Raw genomic sequence first — 25,726 nt, forward strand, 5'->3', positions numbered from 1 at the left:
GTTAGTGAACCAGCATGCCAGTGAACCAGTACGCCTGGGCGTAGGTGATGCAGCCGACGATGGCCGCGAAGAAGATGCTGTGCTTGAGGGTGAAGCGGAACAGGTCCGATTCCTTGCCCACAAGGCCGGTGGCCGCGCACGCGACCGCGATCGATTGCGGGGAAATCATCTTGCCGGTCACGCCACCGCTGGAATTTGCGGCGACCATCAGTACATCACTGACGCCCAACTGGTGCGCGGTGGTCGCTTGCAGCGAACCGAACAGCGCGTTCGAGGAGGTGTCGGAGCCTGTCAGGAATACACCCAGCCAGCCCAGGAATGGCGAGAAGAACGGGAATGCGGCCCCCGTGCCGGCCAATACCAGTGCCAGCGTCGAGGACATGCCCGAGTAGTTCATGACGAAAGCGAATGCCAGCACCATGCCGATGGACACGATGGCCCAGCGCAGCTCGATCAGCGTCTCTTTAAAAGTGGTAAGACCAGTTCTGGCACCGATGCGCAGTACGATCATCGCCAGGATTGCCGAGATCAGAATGGCGCTGCCCGAAGCGGCCAGCAGGTCGAACTTGTACACCGCAGGCATCGCGGTAGGGTTCGCCACGATGGGAGCGGCCTTCATCACCAGTTGGTCCAGATGCGGTACCGGGAAGTTCATGGTCAGCGATTGCAGCGGCCCGCCAGCGGCGAACAGGGCCTTGAACGGCTTCAAGGTCCAGATCGTGACGATCACGGTCAGGATCAGGAAGGGCGACCACGCCTTGACGATGGTGCCTGCGGAGTAAGGCGATTTCTTGGTGGTACGTGGCTGGCCGAAGCCACCAGGACCGCCGCCCATCACCACCGCGCCGCCACCGGCGCTGGCAACTTGTGCATCGGCTGCACGAGCCGGTTGCCAGACTTTCAGGAAGAACGTCAGAGAAAGGAGGCTGACCAGCGCCGAGGTAATGTCTGGCAGTTCCGGGCCAATGTAGTTAGACGTCAGAAACTGCACGATTGCAAAGCTGCCACCCGCCACCAGAGCGGCTGGCCAGGTTTCTTTCACCCCTTTGACGCCGTCCATCATGAACATCAGCCAGAACGGTACGAACACCGACAGTAATGGCAATTGACGACCCGCCATCGCGCCGATCTTGAACGCGTCGATGCCCGAGACCTGTCCAGCGACGATGATCGGAATCCCCAACGCGCCGAAGGCCACTGGCGCCGTGTTGGCGATCAGGCAAAGACCCGCCGCGTAGAGCGGATTCAAGCCCAGGCCCACCAGCAATGCCGCAGTGATCGCCACCGGCGCGCCAAAGCCTGCAGCACCTTCGAGGAAGGCACCGAAGCAGAAGCCGATCAACAAAACTTGAAGACGCTGGTCGTCGGTGATCGACATGACCGAGCTGCGAATGATCTCGAACTGGCCGCTCTTCACCGTGAGTTTGTAAAGGAACACCGCCGCGACGATGATCCAGGCGATGGGCCACAAACCGTAGAGGAAGCCGTAGGCCGCCGAGGCCACTGCCATGTCCGCAGGCATCTGGAACGCGAAGATCGCAATCAGTACCGCCAGCAGCAAGGTAATGGCACCTGCAACGTGCCCTTTGAGCCGGAAGACAGCCAACGCGAGAAAGAAAAAGACGATGGGAACGACTGCGGCCAGTGCCGAAAGGCTCAGGCTGCCCAGAGGTGTATAGAGCTGTTGCCAGGTTTGCATGTAGAAGGCCCCTAATTGTTGTTGGTTAGGCCCGGTGTCCATGTCTTACGTGCGCGGCTCCTGCAGGGGACAACTGCTTTGCTGTCGTCCTGCCGGCGCTGACGAACGAGTCGCACAGCTCACCAGCTCAAGCATTCCGCCGTCGCGAACTGCCTGCGGCGTATGGTGGTGGATGACCACTAGTCGCCGGCATCCATAAATTGGTAATACCAATTTACAATGTCTTGGCGCTAGGTTAAAAGCCTTGGCGTTGGTGTGTCAATTTAAGGCTCTAAAACTTTTGTAGCAGTTATCCAGCTTTTTGCTTGAACCGGTGATTCGTCCTACATCTGCTGGGTGAATGTCGGTTCACAATCAGCGAGAATATGCGCCCCCGCTTTGGTGTCAGACGGGGCTGCTGTGGATGTGGAGTGAGGGGTATGGGCTTTGACCAGGTGCGTCAGCGCCGCTTGTCTGACGATATCGTCGAACAGCTGGAAAGGATGATTCTGGAGGGTACGCTGCGGCCCGGTGGGCGCTTGCCTGCAGAGCGCGCGCTGGCCGAGCAGTTCGGCGTCTCGCGTCCTTCCTTGCGCGAAGCCATCCAGAAGCTTACCGCCAAGGGGTTGCTGGTCAGCCGGCAAGGCGGCGGCAATTATGTCGTGGAGAATCTGGGCTCAACCTTCAGCGACCCGTTGCTGCATCTGTTGGAAAGCAGTTCCGAGGCGCAGCGTGACCTGCTGGAGTTCCGTCACACCCTTGAAGCTTCCTGCGCCTATTACGCGGCCATTCGAGCGACTGACGTTGATCGGGCCAGGCTGCGCGAGGCATTCGATGCCCTGCAGGATTGCTACAGTCGGGTCGACGAGGTGAGTAGGGCGGAAGAGGGCGCGGCTGATGCGAATTTTCACCTCGCGATTGCCGAAGCCAGCCATAACGCCGTCTTGCTGCACACCATTCGCGGCCTGTTCGATCTGCTGCGGCGCAATGTCGTGACCAATATCGGCGGTATGTACAAGCAACGCGCAGAGACCCGTGACATGCTGATCAATCAGCATCGTGAGTTGTATCTGGCGATTATCGAAGGGCGCGCGGACGATGCCCGAGAGGTGTCCAGCCGACATCTGCTGTATGTGCAGGAAGTCCTGGAAGAAGTGCGGCAGCAGGTGCAGCGCACGGCGCGGGCTGAGCGGCGCAACGGGATTTAAAGCGTATGCGACTTCTGTAGCAGCACGGCTTGCCGGCGGTGGCGTTGTGGAAATCGCTACCGCCGGCAAGCCGTGCTGCTACAGCCGATCAATTAGCGCTTAATCGGCAACCGTCACTCTTCCTTGCCTTTGTTGCGCACGGCGCGATGCAATTCCCGATTGGAGTCGCGTTCGCGCTCGGTATCGCGCTTGTCGTATTCCTTCTTGCCTTTGCCCAGAGCGATTTCGCACTTGATCAAGTGCTGCTTCCAGTAAAGGGAGAGGGCCACGCAGGCATAGCCTTTCTGCTGAACGGAGCTTGTGAGCTTTTCCAGCTCGCGCTTGTTGAGCAGCAGTTTACGGGTGCGTGTCGGGTCAGCGATGACGTGGGTACTGGCCGTCGTCAGCGGAGAGATGTGGCTGCCCATCAGCCAGGCCTCACCGTCCTTGAGCAGCACGTAACTGTCAACCAGCTGCACCTTGTTGGCACGCAGGCTTTTTACTTCCCAGCCAGCCAGGACCAGACCGGCCTCGAACTTGTGTTCGATGAAGTAATCGTGACGCGCCTTTTTATTTTGCGCGATGGTCCCTGTGGGATGTTTCTTGAGCTTAGCCATAGGCGACGCATTATAGGGATCAACGGTTCTCTGCGCTATGGGCTCGATGACCCTGAAGCAGTGCGCTTGAGCACGTTGAGTGAATCCCGGACAATGCGCGATCTTTTTTGCGTGTTGGGCGTGTCAACGATGTCGACGGACAAGGTTTCAGTTCACGGTAGCTGGGCGAGTCGCTGGGTGTTCATCCTGGCTGCGACCGGCTCTGCCGTGGGGTTGGGCAGCATATGGAAATTCCCCTACATGGTCGGCGTCTATGGGGGTGGTGCGTTCGTTCTGGTGTTCCTGGCGTGCATCGCCCTGATCGGCATTCCCGTCATGATGGCCGAAACCCTGATCGGTCGACGCGCACGTCAGAGTCCGGCCAATGCGCTGAAGGTGCTGGCGCGTGAGGCCGGTCATTCGAGCAAGTGGTCCTGGGGCGCATTCGCCGGGATGATCACTGCATTGCTGATCCTTTCTTTTTACAGTGTCGTTGGCGGTTGGTCGCTGGAGTACATCATCGATGTCGGCAAAGGCAATTTTCAGGCAGTGACCCCTGATGGCGTCGGCGCGTTTTTCGGCGAGCTGATCGCTGACCCATGGCGCCTTGTTGCCTGGCACACGCTGTTCATGTTGCTGTCGGCGTTCACTATCGCCAAAGGCGTGAATGCCGGTCTGGAGCGCAGCCTGCGCATCCTGATGCCGCTGCTTTTCGTGCTGATGGTGGTTCTTCTTGGCTACAGCCTCACCACCGGGCATTTCATGGAGGGCGTGCACTTCATGTTCGACTTCAAGCCCGAGCAGATCATGGAGGGTCTGTTGCCGGCGATGGGACATGCGTTCTTCTCACTGAGCGTGGGCGTGGGCTCGATCATGATTTATGGCGCCTACATGACCAAAGAAGCGTCGATCAGTGCCACAGTGGTGGGCGTCGCCCTGCTGGATACCTTCGTTTCGCTGCTGGCCGGTCTGGCATTGTTTCCGATTGTGTTCGCCGCGGGCCTGAATCCGAGCGAGGGGCCGGGGTTAATGTTCGTCACCTTGCCCTATGCGTTTGGTAACGTAGCGTTCGGTACGGTCATGGGCGTGGTGTTTTTTATCCTTGTCGCCGTGGCCGCCTGGAGTTCGGCGATCTCGCTTCTGGAGCCGATGGTGGCTTATCTGGTGGAACGCACGAAGGTCCGTCGTGGGTGGGTCACGTTCTGGTTGTCGTTCATCTGCTGGTTCGTGGGATTGGGAACCGTGTTCTCCTTCAATATCTGGAAACAGGCCAAATTCTTCGTGAACGAAGGCGGAGCGTTTTACCTCTACCAGTGGGGTGCGACGGCGGGGCTGGATTTCTTCGGCGTGATCGATTTTTTCACCTCGCGGATCATGCTACCGCTGGGTGGGCTGTGCTTTGTAATCTTCGCAGGTTGGGTGATGGGCCGTGACGCAGTGCGCGATGAGTTGTCGGTGCGCAGTCCGGTGCTGTTCGCTCTAACGTTCTTTTTGATGCGCTATGTGGCGCCGATCGGCATTCTTATTGTATTTGCCGCTCAGCTTTGGAAATGACGCTGACATGACTACGCATATTCAACGTTCGGCCCTGTTGCCGTATCCCGCTCAGGCACTGTATGACCTGGTCAACGACGTGGCTCACTATTCCGAGTTTCTGCCTTGGTGCTCCGGCGCCACGGTGCTGGAGCTGACCGATACGTCGATGCGTGCTCGGGTGGAGGTGGCCAAGGGTGGCCTGAGTCAGCACTTCGTAACGCGCAATACGCTGACGCCCGGGCAGACCATTGAAATGAATCTGGAGGAGGGGCCGTTCAGCCAGTTGCATGGCGTCTGGACCTTCAAGGCGTTGGGGGAGAAAGCCTGCAAGATCAGCCTTGACCTGTCCTTCGATTATTCCGGGCCTATCGTTCGCGCAACCCTGGGGCCTTTGTTCAATCAGGCTGCGAACACTTTGGTCGACGCGTTCTGTCAGCGAGCCAAAGAGTTGCATGGCTAAGGCGATGATCATTGTCGAGGTGGTGTACGCCACTGCTGATCGTCAGGAGTTACGCAAAGTCGAGCTGCCGGTGGGCGCGACGATGCTCGATGCTGTCGCTGCCGCAGGCATCGCTGAGCGGATGGGTGGCCTGGATCTGGCAGGGTGCACGTTGGGGATCTTTGGCAAGGTCGTAGCTGATCCGCAGGCGCGTCAGTTGGAGCAGGGTGACAGGGTGGAAATATACCGACCGCTGTTGGCTGACCCTAAAGAAGTCCGCCGCTTGCGTGCCGAGAAGGCAGCGCAGGCAAAGAAAGAAATAAAGCCGATTTAAGTTTTTCATCGACTCGATTGAAAGACGAAAAAAAGCCCGGCATGCCGGGCTTTTTTGTCGCGGCCGCTTGAGGCCTGCGAGGATCAGCGTGGAGTGGTATCCAGCGGTTCCTGAGTGGGCACCGGAACGGTTTCGACCTTGTCGACGTCGTTCTGGATCTGTTCGAGCAGAGAGCCTGGTTTTGGGGGCTCTTCCTTCTCTGGAGCCGGTTCCCCTTTGTTTTCGGGGGTCACGCTGGTGTCGCTGCTCTTGCCGAGGATTGCCTCGTCGCGGCTGACACCCGGTTTGAAGTCGCCGGAAAGGCTCGCCAGTTGATCGTTGCCGTTGAAGATCAGGCTGATTCGTTCCTGCTGGCGTTCACCGCCACCGGGCTGCAGGCTGTACAGGTAGTCCCAGCGCTCAGGGTGGAACGTGTCGGTCAACAAGGGGTTGCCCATGATAAACCTTACTTGCCGACGGGTCATTCCGGGCCGTAACTGGTCTATCATGTCTTGCGTGACGACATTGCCCTGTTGGATGTCGATTTTATAAACCCCGGGGAATGAACAACCGGCGAGTGCGAGCAGTCCCACGAAGGTGAAACTGGTTAGCAAGAGCTTGGTGTTTTGCATCGGTGGGCGACTTCCACTATCTTGGCTGGGACAACGTAAACCCCGATCATACCTGCATTAAGAGAAGCTGCGAAGCAGCGTCTGCGAGAAAGCTGACCATGGTTGAAAATAGCGAACTACGCAAAGCTGGACTTAAAGTGACCCTGCCGCGGGTCAAGATCCTTCAAATGCTCGATTCTGCAGAGCAGCGCCACATGAGCGCGGAGGACGTCTACAAGGCGCTTATGGAGGCCAACGAAGACGTCGGTCTGGCAACGGTTTACCGTGTTTTGACTCAGTTCGAAGCAGCCGGGTTGGTGGTTCGCCACAACTTCGACGGCGGTCATGCCGTATTCGAACTGGCGGACGGAGGCCACCACGACCATATGGTCAACGTGGATTCCGGTGAGGTTATCGAGTTCTTCCACAAAGGAATCGAAGAGCTGCAGAAGCAGATCGTGACGGAGCATGGCTTCGAACTGGTCGATCACAATCTGGTGCTCTACGTACGCAAGAAAAAGGCGTAAGTCTTTTTTTGAAACAAAACAAAGGCGACCCTGAGGTCGCCTTTGTTGTTTCAGCTGCTTCGGATTTCAGGATTTGGCCGCCACGACCATTTTCTTCGCGTGAGCCAGAGACTCCTTGGTCAGGTCGATGCCGCCGAGCATCCTCGCCACTTCTTCCACGCGTTCGCTTTTGCTGAGCTTTGACACGGCAGTACGCGTGGCTTTTTCATCGCGGACCTTGTGCACAAAGAGGTGCTGGTGCCCTTGGGCCGCGACCTGCGGCAAGTGCGTGACGGTCATCACTTGGCCGCGCTCTCCAAGGCGTCGCAGTAATTGACCGACGATTTCCGCCGTAGGGCCGCCAATGCCGACATCCACTTCGTCGAAGACCAGAGTTGGCACTCGTGAGGTCTGCGCGGTAATGACCTGGATCGCCAGGCTTATCCTGGAAAGCTCGCCGCCCGATGCCACTTTTGCCAGCGCCTTGAGCGGTTGGCCGGGGTTTGCGCTGACCAGCAGTTCGACCTGTTCAAGGCCATTAGGCGATAGCTCCTTGTCCGCGTTTTCTCGCAATTCGATGTTGAAGCGGCCGCCTGGCATGCCCAGTCGCTGAATCTCATGCTCCACTGCATGAGCCAGTTCCGGCGCAGCGCGATGGCGCAGGTCGCTTAGCTCGCGAGCCTTCTCCTGGTAATGGCGGGCGTAGGAGCCAAGCTCATGCTCCAGGCGTTCGACTGCCTCGTCATTGGCATTAAGCGTCTCGATTTCGTCCAGGAGCTTCTGGTGCAGCGCAGGGACTTCGTGAGGCTGTACGCGGTGTTTGCGAGCCAGTGTGTAAATCGTGTCGAGGCGCTCCTCAATCTGTTGCAGACGCGCGGGATCGGCTTCAAAGCGATCCAGAAACCGATTGATCTCACCTACCGCCTCTTCGACCTGAATCTGCGCACTGGAGAGCAGGTTGGTGGCTTCGTTGAGGGCATCTGGAGAGTTATTGACGCTGGTCAGACGGTTCAGGCTCGCCGTCAGCGCGTTGAGCGCATTGCCGGAATCGCTTTCGCTGCATAGCTCGACCACTTGTCGGCAAATGCCCAGCAGGCTTTCAGCGTTGGTGAGCGTAGTGTGTTCCTGCTCCAGTTGCAGAAGTTCGTTCTCGCCCAGGCTCAGGCTTTCGAGTTCTTCCAGCTGGTAGCTGAGTAATTGATGCTTGGCGCGCTGCTCATCGCCGGAATTGGCAAGGCGTTCGAGTTCATGGCGCGTCTGGCGCCAGCGTTGGGCGGCGAGTTGAACCTGGCGAGCGAGATCCGTTGCGCCTGCATACTCATCGAGCAGCCGACGATGGGTGTCGGTCTTGAGTAGCGACTGATGCTCGTGTTGGCTGTGGATGTCGATCAACAGTTCGCCCAGCGCCTTCAGGTCGCCCTGGGGGCAGGGCGTTCCATTTATATAAGAGCGGGAACGGCCTTCTGCCGTGATCACTCGGCGCAAGATGCACGGGCCGTCAGTTTCCAGGTCGCGTTCCTTCAGCCAGGTGCCGGCTTCGGGGATGTCCGATACATCGAAAGTCGCCAGGATATCCGCCTTGTCTGATCCCGGTCTGACGACGCCGCTATCGGCACGATCACCAAGCGTAAGCCCGAGCGCATCGAGCATGATCGACTTGCCAGCGCCGGTTTCTCCGGTGATCACGCTCATCCCGCGATCCAGTTCAAGGTCGAGATGTTCAACGATGGCGTAGTTATGTATGGACAGGTGCACCAGCATAAGGGCGGCTCCCAAGCGATTTGTCTGGTTATTTATACAGTGTTTTGCTTTGGGCTGACAATGCCTGGTCTTAGCTCGATTTGGCAGGTCCGAATGAATTTTTAGCATCTGCCCGCTGTTTTAGCTGGCGCGCCTTGAAAAAGATCATGTCGGAAAATTTGTAGGGCTATTCGCCCGATCCTGCAATCAAACCCCTTGAAGCCGGAAATTACGGCCCCATATAGCCGGGCAGAAGCGTGAGTTGAGCTCACGGACGCAATTAGAAGGAGAGAACTATGGCTGACGAACAGAACCCGGATACGCAGGCTCAGGATCAGGCTGCCGATGCGGCGACTTCCGGTGACGATTTGGCAACCCGCGTGCAGGTGCTCGAAGAGCAACTGGCTGCGGCGCAGGACCAGTCTCTGCGTGTCGCTGCGGATCTGCAGAACGTCCGCCGCCGTGCAGAGCAGGATGTAGAGAAGGCCCACAAATTTGCGCTGGAGAAGTTCGCCAGCGACCTGCTGCCGATCGTCGACAGTCTGGAACGTGGTCTGGATCTGTCCAACCCCGATGACGAAAGCATCCGTCCGATGCGTGAAGGCATCGAGCTGACCCTGAAGATGTTCGCTGACACCCTCAAGCGCTATCACCTGGAAGCCATCGACCCGCACGGCCAGCCGTTCAATGCCGAGCACCACCAGGCAATGGCGATGCAGGAAAGCGCAGATGTCGAGCCAAACAGTGTTTTGAAGGTGTTTCAGAAGGGCTATCAGCTCAACGGTCGTCTGCTGCGCCCGGCCATGGTCGTGGTCAGCAAGGCACCGTCGCCTGTCGCACCGTCAATTGACGAGCAGGCTTGAAATTAGCTGAGTGGCCCCCATCTACAGGCCAAGCGTTTAAAGAATTACCGCAATTTGTAAACGCAGTTGCGGCAACCAAATTAAAGTTTCGGGAGAGTTAAACATGGGCAAGATTATCGGTATCGACCTGGGGACCACCAACTCCTGCGTCTCCGTGCTGGAAAACGGTGTAGCCAAGGTTATCGAAAACGCCGAAGGCGCGCGTACCACTCCATCGATCATCGCGTACGCCAATGACGGCGAAACCCTGGTCGGTCAGTCGGCCAAGCGTCAAGCAGTTACCAACCCGCACAACACTCTGTACGCGGTGAAGCGTCTGATCGGTCGCAAGTTCGACGAAGAAGTCGTGCAGAAAGACATCAAGATGGTCCCCTACAAAATCGCCAAGGCTGACAACGGCGACGCATGGGTTGAAGTCAATGGCAAGAAAATGTCCCCTCCTCAGATTTCTGCAGAAATCCTGAAGAAGATGAAAAAGACTGCCGAAGACTACCTGGGCGAAGCTGTAACCGAGGCGGTCATCACCGTTCCGGCTTACTTCAACGACAGTCAGCGTCAGGCCACCAAGGACGCCGGTCGTATTGCCGGTCTGGACGTCAAGCGCATCATCAACGAACCTACCGCAGCCGCGCTGGCCTACGGTATGGACAAGGCCAAGGGTGACCACACTGTCATCGTTTATGACCTGGGTGGCGGTACCTTCGACGTTTCGGTCATTGAAATCGCTGAAGTCGATGGCGAGCACCAGTTCGAAGTGTTGGCTACCAACGGCGACACCTTCCTGGGTGGTGAGGACTTTGACATTCGTCTGATCGACTACCTGGTTGACGAATTCAAGAAAGAAACCGGCATGAACCTCAAAGGTGACCCGCTGGCGATGCAGCGCCTGAAAGAAGCTGCCGAGAAAGCGAAGATCGAACTGTCTTCGAGCCTGCAGACCGACGTCAATCTGCCGTACATCACTGCAGATGCCACCGGTCCTAAGCACTTGAACGTTAAGATCTCGCGCGCCAAGCTCGAGTCGCTGGTTGAAGACCTGGTTCAGCGCACCATCGAGCCTTGCCGCATCGCACTGAAAGACTCCGGTATCGACGTTGGTTCGATCAACGACGTGATCCTGGTCGGCGGTCAGACCCGTATGCCACTGGTTCAACAGAAAGTGACTGAGTTCTTCGGCAAAGAAGCTCGCAAAGACGTCAACCCTGACGAAGCCGTTGCCATGGGTGCTGCTATTCAAGGTGCCGTTCTGGCGGGCGACGTGAAGGACGTCCTGCTGCTGGACGTCAGCCCGCTGACGCTGGGTATCGAAACCATGGGTGGCGTGATGACTGCGCTGATCGAGAAGAACACCACGATTCCTACCAAGAAATCGCAGGTTTTCTCGACAGCCGACGACAACCAGAGCGCAGTGACCATTCACGTACTGCAGGGTGAGCGCAAGCAGGCTTCGCAGAACAAGTCGCTGGGTAAATTCGATCTGGCTGAGATCCCGCCAGCACCGCGCGGCGTGCCTCAGATCGAAGTGACCTTCGACATTGACGCTAACGGCATCCTGCATGTCGGCGCGAAAGACAAGGCTACCGGCAAGACTCAGTCGATCGTGATCAAGGCCAACTCCGGTCTGTCGGACGAAGAAATCCAGCAGATGATTCGTGATGCTGAAGCGAACTCTGACGAAGACCGCAAGTTCGAAGAGCTGGCCTCTGCTCGTAACCAGGGCGATGCGCTGGTTCACTCGACTCGTAAGATGGTCGCTGATGCCGGTGACAAGGTCACTGCTGACGAGAAGACCGCGATCGAAGCTGCAGTGGTTGCGCTGGAAGCCGCCGTGAAGGGTGACGACAAGGCGGCCATCGACGCCAAGGTCGAAGAACTGTCGAAAGTCTCCGCGCCGGTTGCCCAGAAAATGTACGCCGAGCAGGCTGAGAAGCCTGAGGGCGCGCAAGCCGCGCAGGAAGAAAGCAAGCCCGCCGATGACGTCGTCGACGCTGAGTTCGAAGAAGTCAAAGAGCAAAAGTGACACGCCGTAACAGGCGCAGGCTCACTTGGTAGCCGGTTGACCACTCTCGGGTGGTCGCTGGTAGGATGTCGCCGCGCGGGAGCTTGCTCCCGCGTTGGCGTGTCTGGAATACCCAGAATTTTTAAGGTTCGCGTGCTGTGTTCGCGGGCCTCGTGGCAAAGCCGGGAGCTCCTGCAATCCGGCTTGTTCTGCCGCTTTTTCGGTCGATCAAAGGCCGTTGAACCAAGACCAGGATCGTTGAATTGACGTGAGTTGGGTCCGGGCCTGAAAGGGGCTCAACGAGTTCGGCAAACTCAGGAGGGTTATGTCGAACGTCCTCAAGAGTGCAGAAACTTATGTCAAAGCGTGACTATTACGAAGTATTGGGGGTGGAGCGTGGCTCCAGTGAGGCGGACCTGAAAAAGGCATACCGTCGTCTCGCGATGAAATATCACCCCGACCGCAATCCGGGCGACAAGGCCTCGGAAGATGCTTTCAAGGAAGCCAACGAGGCTTATGAGGTCTTGTCTGACGCCAGTAAGCGTGCGGCCTATGACCAATACGGTCATGCCGGCATCGATCAGGGCATGGGTAGCGGTGGTGGTTTCGGCGGCGGTGCGAACTTCTCCGACATCTTCGGTGATGTCTTCAGTGATTTCTTCGGTGGTGGACGTGCCGGTGGCGGTGGTCGCGGCGGTGCGCAGCGCGGCAGTGATCTTCGTTACACCCTTGAACTGAACCTGGAGGAAGCCGTTCGCGGCACCACGGTCAGTATTCGTGTGCCAACGTTGGTCAACTGCAAACCATGCGACGGCAGTGGCGCGAAGAAGGGCTCTTCCCCAGTGACCTGCCCGACATGCGGCGGTATTGGCCAGGTTCGTATGCAGCAGGGTTTCTTCTCTGTTCAGCAGACCTGCCCGCGTTGCCACGGCAACGGCAAGATCATTTCCGATCCTTGCGATTCCTGCCATGGCGAAGGCCGTGTCGAGGAGTACAAGACGCTGTCTGTCAAGGTGCCGGCCGGTGTTGATACGGGTGACCGTATTCGTCTGTCGGGCGAAGGTGAGGCCGGCGTTCAGGGTGGTCCTACTGGCGACCTGTATGTCGTGATCAATGTTCGCGAGCACGCGATCTTCCAGCGTGACGGCAAGCACCTGTATTGCGAAGTGCCGATCAGCTTCACCGATGCTGCTCTGGGTGGCGAGCTGGAAGTGCCAACCCTCGACGGTCGCGTCAAGCTGAAGATTCCCGAGGGGACTCAGACCGGCAAGCAGTTCCGTCTGCGCGGCAAAGGCGTTGCCCCGGTGCGTGGTGGTGGTGCCGGTGATCTGATGTGTCGTGTGGCGGTGGAAACCCCGGTCAACCTGAGGCGTCGTCAGCGCGAACTGCTCGAAGAGTTTCGTGCCTCGCTGGAAGGCGACAGCTCGCATTCGCCCAAGGCCAGTGGCTGGTTTGAAGGCGTGAAGCGATTCTTCGGCGACCTCTAAGGAATAACGCATGCGACGTATTGCTGTGATGGGCGCTGCCGGGCGCATGGGCAAGCATCTGGTCGAGGCTGTTCAGGAGCGCGCGCCCCTGACAGGCCTGACTGCTGCAATCGTCCGTCCGGGTAGCACGATGATTGGGGCTGACGCTGGTGAGTTGGCCTCGCTGGGCCGTATCGGTGTTCAGCTGACCGGCAATCTGGAGCAGGTTGCCGACGAGTTTGACGTGTTGATCGACTTCACCCTGCCCGACGTGATGCTCAAAAACCTGGCGTTCTGCCGCAAGGCGGGCAAGGCCATGGTCATCGGCACCACGGGTCTTACGGCTGAGCAGAAGCACGTGTTGGCAGAGGCGAGCAAGGAAATTCCGATCGTCTTTGCGTCCAACTTCAGTGTGGGTGTGAATCTGTCGTTCAAGCTGCTGGAACTGGCTGCGCGGGTGATGGGTGAAGATTCGGATATCGAAATCATTGAAGCGCATCACCGCAATAAGGTTGACGCCCCGTCGGGTACTGCGGTCAGCATGGGTGAGGTGATCGCTAATACGTTAGGGCGGGATCTGGGCAAAGTTGCGGTTTATGGGCGTGAGGGTCACACCGGCGTTCGCGAGCGCGACACCATCGGTTTTGCTACGGTGCGTGGCGGCGATGTGGTCGGTGATCACACGGTGCTTTTCGCCGCTGAAGGCGAGCGCCTGGAGATCACTCACAAGGCGTCCAGTCGCATGACATTCGCCAAGGGTGCCGTTCGTGCGGCATTGTGGCTCGACGGCAAAACGGCTGGGCTGTACGACATGCAGGACGTGTTGGGTCTTCACTGAATGGCGCACTGATATACGCAACAATGCGGGCAGGAAGGGGTTTTTACCTGTATCCTGCCCGCAGTTTTGAGCCGCTACGCGATGTCCTGTCGCATTCCCCAGCCTTGAAGGCGTTTTAGCGGTGGATTAAAAAACCCCTTTTCTGTAAGCTACAGCTTTAGTGTGTCCACTAAAAGCGCGCAGATAATTCGATGAAAAAAAGCGGGGTGACGTGTCTATACGTCATTCCGCTTTTTTACAACCTGCGATCGCCCTTTCAGGCTTTATTACGGGAGGTCTTCTTGACTAAGCCAGCCATACTCGCCCTTGCTGATGGCAGCATTTTTCGCGGCGAAGCCATTGGAGCCGACGGTCAGACCGTTGGTGAGGTGGTGTTCAACACCGCAATGACCGGCTATCAGGAAATCCTTACCGATCCTTCCTATGCCCAGCAAATCGTCACCCTGACATACCCTCACATCGGCAATACCGGCACCACGCCGGAAGACGCCGAGTCCGACCGTGTATGGTCGGCGGGACTTGTCATTCGTGACCTGCCTCTGGTCGCGAGCAACTGGCGCAACAAGATGTCCCTGGCCGACTATCTGAAAGCCAACAATGTCGTCGCCATCGCTGGCATCGACACTCGCCGCCTGACTCGCATCCTGCGTGAGAAAGGTGCGCAGAACGGCTGCATCATGGCGGGCGACGGCATCACCGAAGAAGCCGCCATTGCAGCGGCACGCGGCTTCCCTGGCCTCAAGGGTATGGATCTGGCGAAAGAAGTCAGCACCAAGGAAACCTACGAGTGGCGCTCCAGTGTCTGGAGCCTGAAAACCGATAGCCATCCAGAAGTCGCCGCGGCTGACTTGCCTTACAACGTGGTGGCCTATGACTACGGCGTCAAGACCAACATCTTGCGCATGCTGGTCGAACGTGGCTGCCGCGTAACCGTAGTACCGGCTCAGACGCCAGCCAGCGAAGTCCTGGCGCTCAATCCCGATGGTGTTTTCCTGTCCAACGGTCCAGGCGATCCAGAACCTTGCGATTACGCAATCCAGGCCATCAAGGACGTGCTGCAGACAGACGTTCCGGTGTTCGGCATTTGCCTGGGCCACCAACTGCTGGCGCTGGCCTCTGGCGCCAAGACCGTCAAAATGGGTCACGGCCACCACGGCGCCAACCACCCGGTCCAGGATCTGGACAGTGGTGTGGTCATGATCACCAGCCAGAACCACGGTTTTGCCGTAGACGAAAGCACTCTGCCGAGCAACGTGCGTGCTATTCACAAATCGCTGTTCGACGGCACATTGCAGGGTATCGAACGTACCGACAAGGAAGCGTTCAGCTTCCAGGGTCACCCGGAAGCGAGCCCGGGTCCTAACGACGTTGCCCCGCTGTTTGATCGCTTCATCACAGCCATGGCCAAGCGTCGCTAAAAGCGGCTGACTTGCGACTGTAGCGAGCAGGTGCCTGCGGTGAATCGGATACCTCCGATGACCCGGGCGCCTCAGAGAATGTTCAAGACGGCTTGCCGACTGACACAGGATTCGAGTGACAACCCATGCCAAAACGTACAGACATTAAAAGCATCCTGATTCTTGGCGCTGGCCCGATCGTGATCGGCCAGGCCTGTGAATTCGACTACTCCGGCGCCCAGGCCTGTAAAGCCCTGCGCGAAGAGGGTTACCGCGTTATCCTGGTAAACTCCAACCCGGCCACTATCATGACCGACCCGGCCATGGCGGACGCGACCTACATCGAACCGATCAAATGGGCGACCGTCGCCAAGATCATCGAGAAAGAACGTCCGGACGCATTGCTGCCGACCATGGGTGGTCAGACCGCATTGAACTGCGCACTGGATCTGGAGCGCGAAGGCGTTCTGGAGAAGTTTGGCGTAGAAATGATTGGCGCCAACGCTGACACCATCGACAAGGCTGAAGACCGTTCGCGTTTCGACAAGGCCATGAAGGCCATTGGTCTGGAATGCCCGCGTTCCGGAATCGCCCATACAATGGAAGAGGCCAATGCGGTCCTCGAAAAGCTGGGCTTCCCGTGCATCATTCGCCCGTCCTTCACCATGGGCGGCACTGGTGGCGGCATCGCTTACAACCGCGAAGAATTCGAAGAAATCTGTGCTCGCGGTCTGGACCTTTCTCCGACCAAAGAGCTGCTGATCGACGAATCGCTGATCGGCTGGAAAGAATACGAAATGGAAGTTGTCCGCGACAAAAAGGACAACTGCATCATCGTCTGCTCCATCGAGAACTTTGACCCTATGGGCGTCCACACCGGTGACTCCATCACCGTCGCGCCCGCACAGACCCTGACGGACAAGGAATACCAGATCCTGCGTAACGCCTCGCTGGCGGTCCTGCGCGAGATCGGCGTCGAGACCGGCGGTTCCAACGTGCAATTCGGTATCTGCCCGGATACTGGTCGCATGGTCGTGATCGAAATGAACCCCCGCGTCTCCCGTTCCTCGGCGCTGGCTTCCAAGGCTACCGGTTTCCCGATCGCCAAAGTGGCTGCGAAGCTGGCTGTCGGTTACACCCTCGACGAGTTGCAGAACGACATTACCGGCGGCAAGACCCCGGCGTCGTTCGAGCCTTCCATCGACTACGTCGTGACCAAGCTGCCGCGCTTTGCTTTCGAGAAGTTCTCCAAGGCAGATGCTCGCTTGACTACTCAGATGAAGTCGGTCGGTGAGGTCATGGCAATCGGTCGCACCTTCCAGGAATCCCTGCAGAAAGCTCTGCGTGGCCTGGAAGTAGGCGTCAGCGGTCTCGATCCGAAACTGGATCTGAGCAACCCTGAGAGCGCCAGCATCCTCAAGCGCGAGCTTACCGTGCCGGGCGCCGAGCGTATCTGGTATGTCGCTGATGCGTTCCGCGCCGGCATGACCGTCGAGCAAATCTTCGGCATGAACATGATCGACCCTTGGTTCCTCGTGCAGATCGAAGATCTGATCAAGGAAGAAGAGAAGGTCAAGACCATGGGCATGTCTGCCATCGATCGTGACGTGATGTTCCGTCTCAAGCGCAAGGGTTTCTCCGACGCACGTCTGGCCAAGCTGCTGGGCGTCACCGAGAAGAGCGTGCGCACCCATCGCCACAAGCTGGACGTGTTGCCGGTCTACAAGCGTGTGGACACCTGCGCCGCCGAGTTCGCGACCGACACCGCGTACATGTACTCCACGTACGAAGAAGAGTGCGAAGCCAATCCTTCGACTCGCGACAAGATCATGATTCTGGGTGGTGGTCCTAACCGTATCGGCCAGGGTATCGAGTTCGACTACTGCTGCGTACACGCTGCACTTGCGCTGCGCGACGACGGTTACGAGACCATTATGGTCAACTGCAACCCGGAAACCGTGTCGACTGACTACGACACGTCTNGGAGATTGTCCGGGTCGAGAAGCCGAAAGGCGTGATCGTCCAGTACGGTGGCCAGACCCCTTTGAAACTGGCTCGTGCGCTGGAGGCTGCAGGCGTACCTATCATCGGCACCAGCCCTGACGCCATCGACCGCGCCGAAGACCGTGAGCGCTTCCAGCAGATGGTTGAGCGTCTGAACCTGCGTCAGCCGCCAAACGCCACTGTTCGCAGCGAAGACGAAGCCATTCGCGCTGCCGCCAAGATCGGTTATCCGCTGGTCGTTCGTCCGTCCTACGTTCTGGGCGGACGTGCGATGGAAATCGTCTACGAAGAGGAAGAACTCAAGCGCTACCTGCGCGAAGCCGTTCAAGTGTCCAACGACAGCCCTGTGCTGCTGGACCACTTCCTCAACTGCGCTATCGAAATGGACGTGGATGCTGTGTGCGACGGCACCGACGTGGTGATCGGCGCCATCATGCAGCACATCGAGCAGGCGGGCGTTCACTCTGGTGACTCCGCATGTTCGCTGCCGCCTTACTCGCTGCCTGCCCATATCCAGGACGAGATGCGCGAGCAGGTCAAGAAAATGGCTCTGGAGCTGGGCGTCGTCGGTCTGATGAACGTACAGCTGGCCTTGCAGGGCGAAGACATTTACGTCATTGAAGTGAACCCGCGCGCCTCGCGTACCGTACCATTCGTTTCCAAGTGCATCGGCGTTTCCCTGGCCATGATCGCGGCTCGCGTCATGGCAGGGAAAACCCTCAAAGAACTGGGCTTCACCAAAGAAATCATCCCGAACTTCTACAGTGTGAAAGAGGCGGTATTCCCATTCGCCAAATTCCCTGGCGTCGACCCGATCCTTGGCCCGGAGATGAAATCCACCGGTGAGGTCATGGGTGTCGGTGACACCTTTGGTGAGGCTTTCGCCAAGGCTCAGATGGGCGCTAGCGAAGTGCTGCCAACTGGCGGAACCGCTTTCATCAGCGTTCGTGACGACGACAAGCCGCTGGTGGCGGGCGTTGCGCGCGACCTGATCGAACTGGGTTTCGAAGTTGTCGCTACTGCCGGTACCGCGCGCCTGATCGAGGCGGCTGGCCTGAAAGTCCGTCGCGTCAACAAAGTGACCGAGGGGCGCCCTCATGTGGTCGATATGATCAAGAACGATGAAGTGACTCTGATCATCAATACCACCGAAGGCCGTCAATCGATCGCGGATTCCTACTCCATCCGTCGTAACGCCTTGCAGCACAAGATCTACTGCACTACCACCATTGCTGCGGGCGAGGCTATCTGTGAAGCGTTGAAATTCGGTCCTGAAAAAACCGTTCGCCGCTTGCAGGATCTACATGCAGGATTGAAAGCATGAGCACAACCAAGTATCCAATGACCGTCCAGGGCGCTCGCGCCCTGGAAGAAGAACTGACCCATCTGACCAAAGTGGTTCGCCCCAAGCTCAGCCAGGACATCGGTACTGCGCGCGAGCTGGGTGACTTGAAGGAAAACGCTGAATACCATGCCGCTCGTGAACAGCAGGGCATGGTCGAGGCGCGTATTCGTGATATCGAAGGCCGCATGCAAAACGCAGTGGTCATCGACGTCACTACGATTCCTCACACTGGCAAAGTGATTTTCGGCACCACTGTAGAAATCGCCAACGTCGATACCGACGAGCGTGTGACCTACAAGATCGTTGGCGAAGACGAGGCGGATATCAAGTCGGGCAAGATCTCTGTGGGATCTCCGATTGCGCGCGCTTTGATCGCCAAGGAAGAGGGTGATGTCGTAGCGGTCAAGACGCCGAGCGGCGTTGTCGAGTACGAGATTGTCGAGGTCAAGCACATCTGACCGATGCTCTGAGAGGTCGTCCCTTGGGCGGCTTCTGCAGAGTGGGCACGGGTGGGAAGTGGTGGAAATGCTGCTTCTGGCTGATGATCGGGTGGTGCCGGTCAGGGCGCGCGAGCCGCGCCGCTGACTGGAATCATCATTACTTGTAACGGTGAATATTGGACAGCTGTTTGTTAGGCTGTGGGTTCTTGCGGTAGATCAACGCCATTTTGCCGATGGTCTGTACCAGTTCTGCACGGCCCTGTTTGCACAGTTCTTCAATGACGGCACGGCGATCGTCGCGGTCTTCCAGCTTGATCTGAACCTTGATCAGTTCATGGTCTACCAAAGCGCGATCAAGCTCGGTCAGCACGCCCTCACTCAGGCCGTTGCCGGCGACCATCAGGACCGGCTTCAGGTCATGTCCAATGGATTTGTATTGTTTCTTCTGCTCGTTAGTGAGCGGCATAATCTGACCCTTTTCGTCTGATTCTGTAAAATTGGCGGCCATTTTACCCGAGGGCTCGTGGCTCCGCCCACTTAATCACGACGCATATCATCGAGGTGCCCCGTGGCGCAGCGTTCCAAGAGTAGCCATAACTGGCTGAGAGAACATTTCGACGACAAATACGTCAAGATGGCACAGAAAGATGGCTACCGTTCCCGTGCCAGCTACAAGCTTCTGGAGATCCAGGAGAAAGACAAAATCATTCGTCCCGGCATGACGGTTGTGGACCTCGGTGCAGCACCGGGAGGCTGGTCGCAAGTGACCAGTCGTCTGATAGGTGGTAAAGGTCGTCTGATCGCATCCGACATTCTTGAGATGGACAGCATCCCGGATGTGACCTTTATTCAAGGGGATTTCACCGAGGATGAAGTGTTCAAGCAGATCCTCGCAGCGATCGGTAATACTGAAGTAGACCTTGTGATTTCCGATATGGCCCCCAATATGAGTGGATTGAGCGCTGTGGATATGCCACGCGCCATGTTCCTCTGTGAGTTAGCGCTCGACCTGGCGGGTCGGGTTCTGCGTCCGGGTGGTGATTTCCTGATCAAAGTCTTCCAGGGTGAGGGCTTCGACGTGTACCACAAGGAGGTTCGCAAAATGTTCGATAAGGTACAGATGCGCAAGCCTCTGTCCTCCCGTGACCGCTCTCGCGAGCAGTACCTTCTGGGCCGCGGTTTCAAAGGCGGTTATGAAGTTCCGGGCGCTTTCGAGTAAGGGCAATAGCTTTTTTCAAATGGCTTTATTTACGAAGCGTAACGAACATCTTGTAGTCAAAGTTTCACAAAGGGTTACAGACGCCGCCTGCCACGCCTGTAGGATCTGTAGTAAGTTAGGCCGGTGAATATCATGCGAGGCACGCTCCAGCGTGGAGCTTGCTTCAGAGGGTAGCTAATTGAACGATATGGCAAAGAATTTGATCCTGTGGTTGATCATCGCTGCGGTCCTGGTGACTGTGATGAACAACTTCTCCAGCCCGAACGAGCCGCAGACCCTCAACTACTCCGAGTTCATCCAGCAGGTGAAGGATGGCAAGGTCGAGAAAGTTGCTGTTGACGGTTACGTCATCACAGGTAAGCGCAGCGATGGCGACACCTTCAAGACCATTCGTCCGGCGATTCAGGACAACGGCCTGATCGGTGATCTGGTCGACAACAATGTCGTGATCGAAGGCAAGCAGCCGGAGCAGCAGAGCATCTGGACTCAACTGCTGGTGGCCAGCTTCCCGATTCTCGTCATAATCGCTGTCTTCATGTTCTTCATGCGCCAGATGCAGGGCGGTGCGGGAGGCAAGGGTGGGCCGATGAGCTTCGGAAAGAGCAAGGCACGTCTGCTCTCTGAAGATCAGGTCAAGACTACCCTGGCTGACGTTGCAGGTTGCGACGAAGCCAAGGAAGAAGTCGGCGAGCTTGTGGAGTTTCTTCGCGATCCCGGCAAGTTCCAACGGCTAGGTGGCCGTATCCCGCGCGGTGTCTTGATGGTCGGTCCTCCGGGTACCGGTAAGACCCTGCTCGCCAAGGCTATCGCTGGCGAAGCGAAAGTACCGTTTTTCACCATTTCCGGTTCCGACTTCGTCGAAATGTTCGTGGGCGTTGGTGCGAGCCGCGTCCGTGACATGTTCGAACAAGCCAAGAAGCACGCGCCTTGCATTATCTTCATCGACGAAATCGACGCTGTTGGTCGCCATCGTGGCGCCGGCATGGGCGGCGGTCATGACGAGCGCGAGCAGACTCTCAACCAGTTGCTGGTGGAGATGGACGGCTTTGAAATGAATGACGGCATCATCGTGATCGCTGCGACAAACCGTCCAGATGTTCTCGACCCGGCATTGCTGCGTCCAGGCCGTTTCGACCGCCAGGTCGTTGTGGGGTTGCCGGACATTCGCGGTCGCGAGCAGATTCTCAAAGTGCACATGCGTAAAGTGCCTATGGGGGACGACGTCAATCCTGCCGTTATCGCACGTGGTACACCTGGCTTCTCCGGTGCGGACTTGGCTAACCTGGTGAACGAGGCGTCGTTGTTCGCCGCTCGCGTTGGTAAGCGCATCGTTGAAATGAAAGAATTCGAACTGGCCAAGGACAAGATCATGATGGGCGCCGAGCGCAAGTCCATGGTCATGTCCGAGAAAGAGAAGCAGAACACTGCTTACCACGAGGCGGGTCACGCCATCGTTGGTCGCGTCGTGCCTGAGCACGACCCGGTCTACAAGGTTTCGATCATTCCACGTGGGCGCGCTCTGGGTGTAACCATGTTCCTCCCTGAAGAGGATCGCTACAGCCTGTCCAAGCGCGCGTTGATCAGTCAGATCTGCTCGCTGTATGGCGGTCGTATCGCTGAAGAAATGACTTTGGGCTTCGACGGTGTCACCACTGGTGCGTCCAACGACATCATGCGCGCGAGCCAGATTGCGCGGAACATGGTCACCAAGTGGGGCCTCTCCGAAAAAATGGGTCCGCTGATGTACTCCGAAGATGAAGATGGCGGCTACCTGGGTCGTGGTGGTGGCGGTCAGAGTTCAAGTCTCTCGGGTGAAACCGCGAAGATGATCGACTCTGAAGTGCGCAGCATCATCGACCAGTGCTATGGCACGGCGAAACAGATTCTCACCGACAATCGCGACAAGCTGGATGCGATGGCTGACGCGTTGATGAAGTACGAAACCATCGATGCCGAGCAGATCGATGACATCATGGCGGGCCGCACTCCACGCGAACCGCGTGACTGGGAAGGTGGCTCCGGTACTTCCGGCACGCCGACCGCTCCGGTCGGTCCGCGCCCGGAAACTCCGATTGGCGGTCCCGCTGCTGACCACTAAGGCCTGACATGACTTCTGCGCTGTACCCAACCCGGTTGCCTTGCGGCAACCGGGTTCTTGATTTATCCCGGACGCACGTCATGGGAATCCTCAATATCACCCCTGATTCTTTCTCTGACGGCGGTCGTTTCGCCCAGCGCGATCTCGCCTTGCGTCATGCGGCCGAAATGGTTGCTGCGGGTGCAACGCTCATCGATGTGGGTGGTGAGTCGACGCGCCCTGGTGCGCGTGCAGTGTCTTCGGTCGAAGAGTTGGAGCGTGTGGCGCCTATCGTTGAGGCGATCAGTCGCGAGCTGGATGTGATCATTTCGGTCGACACGTCCACACCAGCGGTCATCCGCGAGACAGCACGTCTTGGGGCGGGGCTTATTAATGACGTACGCTCACTGCGTCGTGACGGGGCGCTGGACGCTGCTGTCGCCACTGGTTTGCCCGTGTGCCTTATGCACATGCGTGGCGAGCCGACTGATATGCAGGACGACCCTCATTACGACAACCTTGTCGGGGAGGTCAGCTCCTTTCTTCAGGAGCGGATGGATGCCTGTGTAGCCGCCGGAATCGCTGCCGAAAAGATTATCCTTGATCCTGGCTACGGGTTTGCCAAGACGCTGGAACATAATCTCAGTCTGTTCAAGCATATGGAGGCGCTTCTGGCGCTAGGTCGGCCCTTGCTCGTCGGCGTCTCTCGCAAGAGTATGATCGGCAAGGTGCTGGACAAGCCGGTGGACCAGCGTCTGTATGGTGCGTTGGCCCTGGCTGGAATGGCGATGATCAAGGGCGCAAGAATTTTGCGTGTCCACGATGTCCCGGAAACCGTCGATGTCGTTCGTATGATTGCTGCTGTCGAATCAGCAAAATAAGAAATCTGGAGCACCCATGAGTACTAAAAAATATTTCGGAACCGACGGCATTCGTGGCCGTGTAGGTCAATTTCCGATCACCCCTGATTTCATGCTCAAGCTGGGGTGGGCCGCGGGGATGGCGTTCCGCAAAATGGGTGCATGCCGCATTCTGGTGGGCAAGGACACGCGCATTTCGGGATATATGTTCGAATCGGCGCTGGAGGCCGGTTTGTCCGCTGCAGGCGCCGACGTGATGTTGCTCGGCCCGATGCCGACGCCTGCCATCGCCTACCTGACACGCACTTTTCACGCTCAGGCCGGGATCGTCATCAGCGCATCGCATAACCCGCATCATGACAACGGCATCAAGTTTTTCTCAGGCCAGGGCACGAAGTTGCCGGACGAGGTCGAGATGATGATCGAAGAGTTGCTCGATGCCCCGATGACTGTCGTCGAGTCCGAGCAGCTTGGCAAAGTCTCGCGAATCAACGACGCCGCCGGCCGTTATATCGAGTTTTGCAAGAGCAGCGTGCCGACCAGCACCAGCTTTGCCGGCTTGAGGTTGGTCGTCGACTGCGCGCATGGAGCGACTTACAAAGTGGCGCCGAATGTTTTTCGTGAGCTTGGTGCGCACGTCACGGTGCTTTCGGCTGCGCCTAACGGCCTGAACATCAATGACGACTGCGGTTCGACCCATATGGGGGCGCTGCAGGCCGCTGTCGTTGCCGAGAAGGCTGATCTTGGCATCGGGTTCGATGGCGATGGCGATCGCGTACTGATGGTCGATCACACGGGAGCGGTCGTTGATGGTGATGAGCTGATTTACATCATTGCCCGTGATCTGCACGAGCGTGGCCGTTTGCAGGGCGGTGTGGTCGGTACTCTCATGAGTAATCTCGGGCTGGAGCTTGCGCTTGCCGACCTCAATATTCCGTTTGTGCGCGCGAACGTGGGGGACCGCTATGTCATAGCTGAGCTCCTTGAGCGCAATTGGCAGGTTGGCGGTGAAAACTCCGGTCACGTCGTCTGCTTCCAGCACACTACAACCGGAGATGCGATCATCGCCGCACTTCAGGTATTGCTGGCATTGAAGCGTTCCGGTCAGAGCCTGGCCGAGTCGCGCCAAGGTCTGAAAAAATGCCCCCAGGTTCTGGTCAATGTCCGCTTTGAGGGTGGCAAGATCGATCCTGTCCAGCACCCTGCGGTCAACGAGGCCTGTGAGCGTGTCACTGCAGCCATGGGTGGTCGCGGTCGTGTGCTGTTGCGTAAGTCCGGCACAGAGCCGTTGGTGCGCGTAATGGTAGAAGGTGAGGATCAAGCATTGGTCGCCGGCTATGCCGACGAGCTGGCAAAACTGGTTGCTGAAGTTTGCGCCTGATTTCGGCTTGCCAGTGTTGAAACTGTTGGGTAACATCTGCGCCCACTTTGACCGACGAGGTACAGCATGCGTCGCCCTATGGTAGCTGGTAACTGGAAAATGCACGGTACCTGCGCCAGCGTCGCTGAGCTGGTCGAAGGTTTGGCAAATATGGCCATTCCTGACGGTGTCGATGTTGCGGTATTCCCTACGAGCCTGCACGTCAGCTTCGTTGCCGAGTGCTTCGAAGAACACTCGATTTCGGTAGGAGCGCAGAACTGCGCGCACGAAGCGGGGCAGGGAGCGCTGACCGGTGAGATTTCGCCGACTCAGTTGCAGGACGCAGGTTGCAAGCTGGTGCTTGTAGGGCACTCGGAGCGCCGCCAGATCCTGGGCGAAAGCAACGAGATCCTGAACCGCAAGTTTGCGGCGGCCCAGGCAAGTGGTTTGACGCCGGTGCTGTGTATCGGTGAGACACTTGAGCAGCGCGAAGCTGGTAAAACGCTTGAGGTCGTCGGGCGGCAGCTCGACAGCATCATCGAAGAGCTGGGCATCGATGCTTTCGTGAATGCGGTAATTGCCTACGAGCCAGTCTGGGCCATTGGTACCGGATTGACGGCTACGCCTCAGCAGGCGCAAGACGTGCACGCAGCCATTCGTGCGCAGTTGGCGAAAGAGAATTCTGAAGTCGCGCAAGGTGTGCGGCTTCTATATGGCGGCAGCGTGAAGGCGGCCAATGCGGCTGAACTGTTCGGCATGCCGGATATCGATGGGGGTCTCATTGGTGGGGCTTCCCTGAATGCAGATGAGTTCGGTGCGATCATTCGCGCCGCGGGAAACTGAAAAATGCTGGAAACAGTCGTAGTCGTTCTTCATCTGCTGGGTGCTCTGGGCGTTGTTGCTCTGGTATTGCTGCAGCAGGGTAAAGGTGCGGACGCTGGCGCGTCGTTCGGAGCAGGTGCATCAAATACTGTCTTCGGAGGCCAAGGTTCCTCTACCTTTCTTAGTAAATTTACTGCTATACTTGCCGCCTGTTTCTTCATGACCAGCTTAGGGTTAGGTTACTTTGCTAAAGAGAAAGCTCATCAGCTGACTCAAGTAGGTTTGCCGGATCCAGCGGTTTTGGAAGTGAAGCAAAAGCCGGCGACGGATGATGTTCCGGTACTGGAAGGACAACAGAAACCAGCCGCTGCTCCAGCGGATGTTCCTGCCGCTCCAGAACAGAAGTAATACAGGATTCGCAGCTGATGTT

22 protein-coding genes and 2 pseudogenes are annotated in these 25,726 nt (G+C 57.7%); 19 read left to right on the forward strand and 5 right to left on the reverse strand.

From position 1 onward, the window contains the following. Position 1: 1 nt before the first annotated feature. Positions 2-1,699: a lactate permease LctP family transporter gene (locus tag D3M70_RS07310; protein ID WP_120125281.1), complete on the reverse strand. Its 1,698-nt coding sequence runs from the start codon at positions 1,697-1,699 to the stop codon at positions 2-4. Positions 1,700-2,118: 419 nt separating this feature from the next. On the opposite strand from D3M70_RS07310, the gene D3M70_RS07315 reads away from it, so the two are divergent. Beyond that, positions 2,119-2,886: a GntR family transcriptional regulator gene (locus tag D3M70_RS07315; protein ID WP_120125150.1), complete on the forward strand. Its 768-nt coding sequence runs from the start codon at positions 2,119-2,121 to the stop codon at positions 2,884-2,886. 113 nt (positions 2,887-2,999) lie between these two features. Here the strand turns inward: D3M70_RS07315 and smpB are convergent, their stop codons facing one another. After that, a complete protein-coding gene (gene smpB, locus D3M70_RS07320; RefSeq protein WP_120125151.1) occupies positions 3,000-3,482 on the reverse strand; it encodes an SsrA-binding protein SmpB in 483 nt (160 codons plus the stop codon). Positions 3,483-3,611: 129 nt separating this feature from the next. Between smpB and D3M70_RS07325 the strand changes: the two genes are divergently transcribed. Genes D3M70_RS07325 through D3M70_RS07335 form a run of 3 tightly spaced genes read left to right on the forward strand, consistent with a single transcriptional unit; the run spans position 3,612 to position 5,770 of the window. Continuing rightward, a complete protein-coding gene (locus tag D3M70_RS07325) occupies positions 3,612-5,015 on the forward strand; it encodes a sodium-dependent transporter (protein ID WP_120125282.1) in 1,404 nt (467 codons plus the stop codon). A gap of 7 nt (positions 5,016-5,022) precedes the next feature. Continuing rightward, the gene (locus D3M70_RS07330; RefSeq protein WP_120125152.1) at positions 5,023-5,457 is read left to right on the forward strand and encodes a type II toxin-antitoxin system RatA family toxin; all 435 of its coding nucleotides are present in this window, start codon (positions 5,023-5,025) and stop codon (positions 5,455-5,457) included. Next, positions 5,450-5,770 (forward strand): RnfH family protein, encoded by a 321-nt coding sequence (locus D3M70_RS07335; RefSeq protein WP_120125153.1) that lies wholly within the window; start codon positions 5,450-5,452, stop codon positions 5,768-5,770. Before D3M70_RS07330 ends, D3M70_RS07335 begins: the two co-directional genes overlap by 8 nt. An 83-nt stretch (positions 5,771-5,853) precedes the next feature. On the opposite strand, the gene D3M70_RS07340 is transcribed toward D3M70_RS07335, so the two are convergent. Continuing rightward, positions 5,854-6,381, reverse strand: coding sequence for an outer membrane protein assembly factor BamE (locus tag D3M70_RS07340; RefSeq protein ID WP_120125154.1), 528 nt, complete (start codon positions 6,379-6,381; stop codon positions 5,854-5,856). Between the two features lie 98 nt (positions 6,382-6,479). On the opposite strand from D3M70_RS07340, the gene fur reads away from it, so the two are divergent. After that, positions 6,480-6,887 carry a ferric iron uptake transcriptional regulator gene (fur, locus tag D3M70_RS07345; protein WP_120125155.1) on the forward strand — a complete coding sequence of 136 codons (408 nt, stop codon included), beginning with the start codon at positions 6,480-6,482 and terminating at the stop codon, positions 6,885-6,887. A gap of 66 nt (positions 6,888-6,953) precedes the next feature. On the opposite strand, the gene recN is transcribed toward fur, so the two are convergent. Continuing rightward, a complete protein-coding gene (recN, locus tag D3M70_RS07350; protein ID WP_120125156.1) occupies positions 6,954-8,627 on the reverse strand; it encodes a DNA repair protein RecN in 1,674 nt (557 codons plus the stop codon). Between the two features lie 275 nt (positions 8,628-8,902). Between recN and grpE the strand changes: the two genes are divergently transcribed. The 8 genes and pseudogenes from grpE to greA all read left to right on the forward strand — a co-directional run bounded on the left by grpE (position 8,903) and on the right by greA (position 18,976). After that, complete coding sequence (grpE, locus tag D3M70_RS07355; protein WP_120125157.1) at positions 8,903-9,469, forward strand: nucleotide exchange factor GrpE; 567 nt, start codon at positions 8,903-8,905, stop codon at positions 9,467-9,469. Positions 9,470-9,572: 103 nt separating this feature from the next. Then, the gene (gene dnaK / locus D3M70_RS07360; protein WP_120125158.1) at positions 9,573-11,489 is read left to right on the forward strand and encodes a molecular chaperone DnaK; all 1,917 of its coding nucleotides are present in this window, start codon (positions 9,573-9,575) and stop codon (positions 11,487-11,489) included. 335 nt (positions 11,490-11,824) lie between these two features. Continuing rightward, entirely contained in the window at positions 11,825-12,955 is a 1,131-nt protein-coding gene (gene dnaJ / locus D3M70_RS07365; RefSeq protein WP_120125159.1) for a molecular chaperone DnaJ, read from the forward strand. A 10-nt stretch (positions 12,956-12,965) separates the two neighbouring features. Further along, positions 12,966-13,772, forward strand: a complete 807-nt coding sequence (gene dapB / locus D3M70_RS07370; RefSeq protein WP_120125160.1) for a 4-hydroxy-tetrahydrodipicolinate reductase — start codon at positions 12,966-12,968, stop codon at positions 13,770-13,772. 281 nt (positions 13,773-14,053) lie between these two features. Then, entirely contained in the window at positions 14,054-15,190 is a 1,137-nt protein-coding gene (carA, locus tag D3M70_RS07375) for a glutamine-hydrolyzing carbamoyl-phosphate synthase small subunit (RefSeq protein ID WP_120125161.1), read from the forward strand. A gap of 125 nt (positions 15,191-15,315) precedes the next feature. Further along, positions 15,316-17,151, forward strand: a pseudogene (carB, locus tag D3M70_RS32800) (carbamoyl-phosphate synthase large subunit); the annotation flags it as partial. Between the two features lies 1 nt (position 17,152). Next, positions 17,153-18,497: pseudogene (carB, locus tag D3M70_RS32805) on the forward strand (carbamoyl-phosphate synthase large subunit); the annotation flags it as partial. After that, positions 18,494-18,976 (forward strand): transcription elongation factor GreA, encoded by a 483-nt coding sequence (gene greA / locus D3M70_RS07385; protein ID WP_120125162.1) that lies wholly within the window; start codon positions 18,494-18,496, stop codon positions 18,974-18,976. The pseudogene carB (D3M70_RS32805) and the gene greA, both read left to right, overlap by 4 nt. A 139-nt stretch (positions 18,977-19,115) precedes the next feature. On the opposite strand, the gene yhbY is transcribed toward greA, so the two are convergent. After that, a complete protein-coding gene (gene yhbY / locus D3M70_RS07390) occupies positions 19,116-19,424 on the reverse strand; it encodes a ribosome assembly RNA-binding protein YhbY (RefSeq protein ID WP_120125283.1) in 309 nt (102 codons plus the stop codon). 102 nt (positions 19,425-19,526) lie between these two features. Between yhbY and rlmE the strand changes: the two genes are divergently transcribed. The 6 genes from rlmE to secG all read left to right on the forward strand — a co-directional run bounded on the left by rlmE (position 19,527) and on the right by secG (position 25,704). Then, the gene (gene rlmE / locus D3M70_RS07395; RefSeq protein ID WP_120125163.1) at positions 19,527-20,177 is read left to right on the forward strand and encodes a 23S rRNA (uridine(2552)-2'-O)-methyltransferase RlmE; all 651 of its coding nucleotides are present in this window, start codon (positions 19,527-19,529) and stop codon (positions 20,175-20,177) included. Between the two features lie 187 nt (positions 20,178-20,364). Further along, positions 20,365-22,275, forward strand: a complete 1,911-nt coding sequence (gene ftsH, locus D3M70_RS07400; protein ID WP_120125164.1) for an ATP-dependent zinc metalloprotease FtsH — start codon at positions 20,365-20,367, stop codon at positions 22,273-22,275. A gap of 8 nt (positions 22,276-22,283) precedes the next feature. After that, positions 22,284-23,135 (forward strand): dihydropteroate synthase, encoded by an 852-nt coding sequence (folP, locus tag D3M70_RS07405; protein ID WP_120125165.1) that lies wholly within the window; start codon positions 22,284-22,286, stop codon positions 23,133-23,135. 16 nt (positions 23,136-23,151) lie between these two features. After that, positions 23,152-24,495: a phosphoglucosamine mutase gene (glmM, locus tag D3M70_RS07410; protein WP_120125166.1), complete on the forward strand. Its 1,344-nt coding sequence runs from the start codon at positions 23,152-23,154 to the stop codon at positions 24,493-24,495. Positions 24,496-24,561: 66 nt separating this feature from the next. Then, positions 24,562-25,317: a triose-phosphate isomerase gene (gene tpiA / locus D3M70_RS07415; protein WP_120125167.1), complete on the forward strand. Its 756-nt coding sequence runs from the start codon at positions 24,562-24,564 to the stop codon at positions 25,315-25,317. A gap of 3 nt (positions 25,318-25,320) precedes the next feature. Beyond that, a complete protein-coding gene (gene secG, locus D3M70_RS07420) occupies positions 25,321-25,704 on the forward strand; it encodes a preprotein translocase subunit SecG (protein WP_120125168.1) in 384 nt (127 codons plus the stop codon). Positions 25,705-25,726: the final 22 nt, after the last annotated feature.

Origin of the sequence: Pseudomonas sp. LS-2 (assembly GCF_003605735.1) — a bacterium.
In the GTDB taxonomy this organism is placed as follows: Bacteria; Pseudomonadota; Gammaproteobacteria; order Pseudomonadales; family Pseudomonadaceae; genus Aquipseudomonas.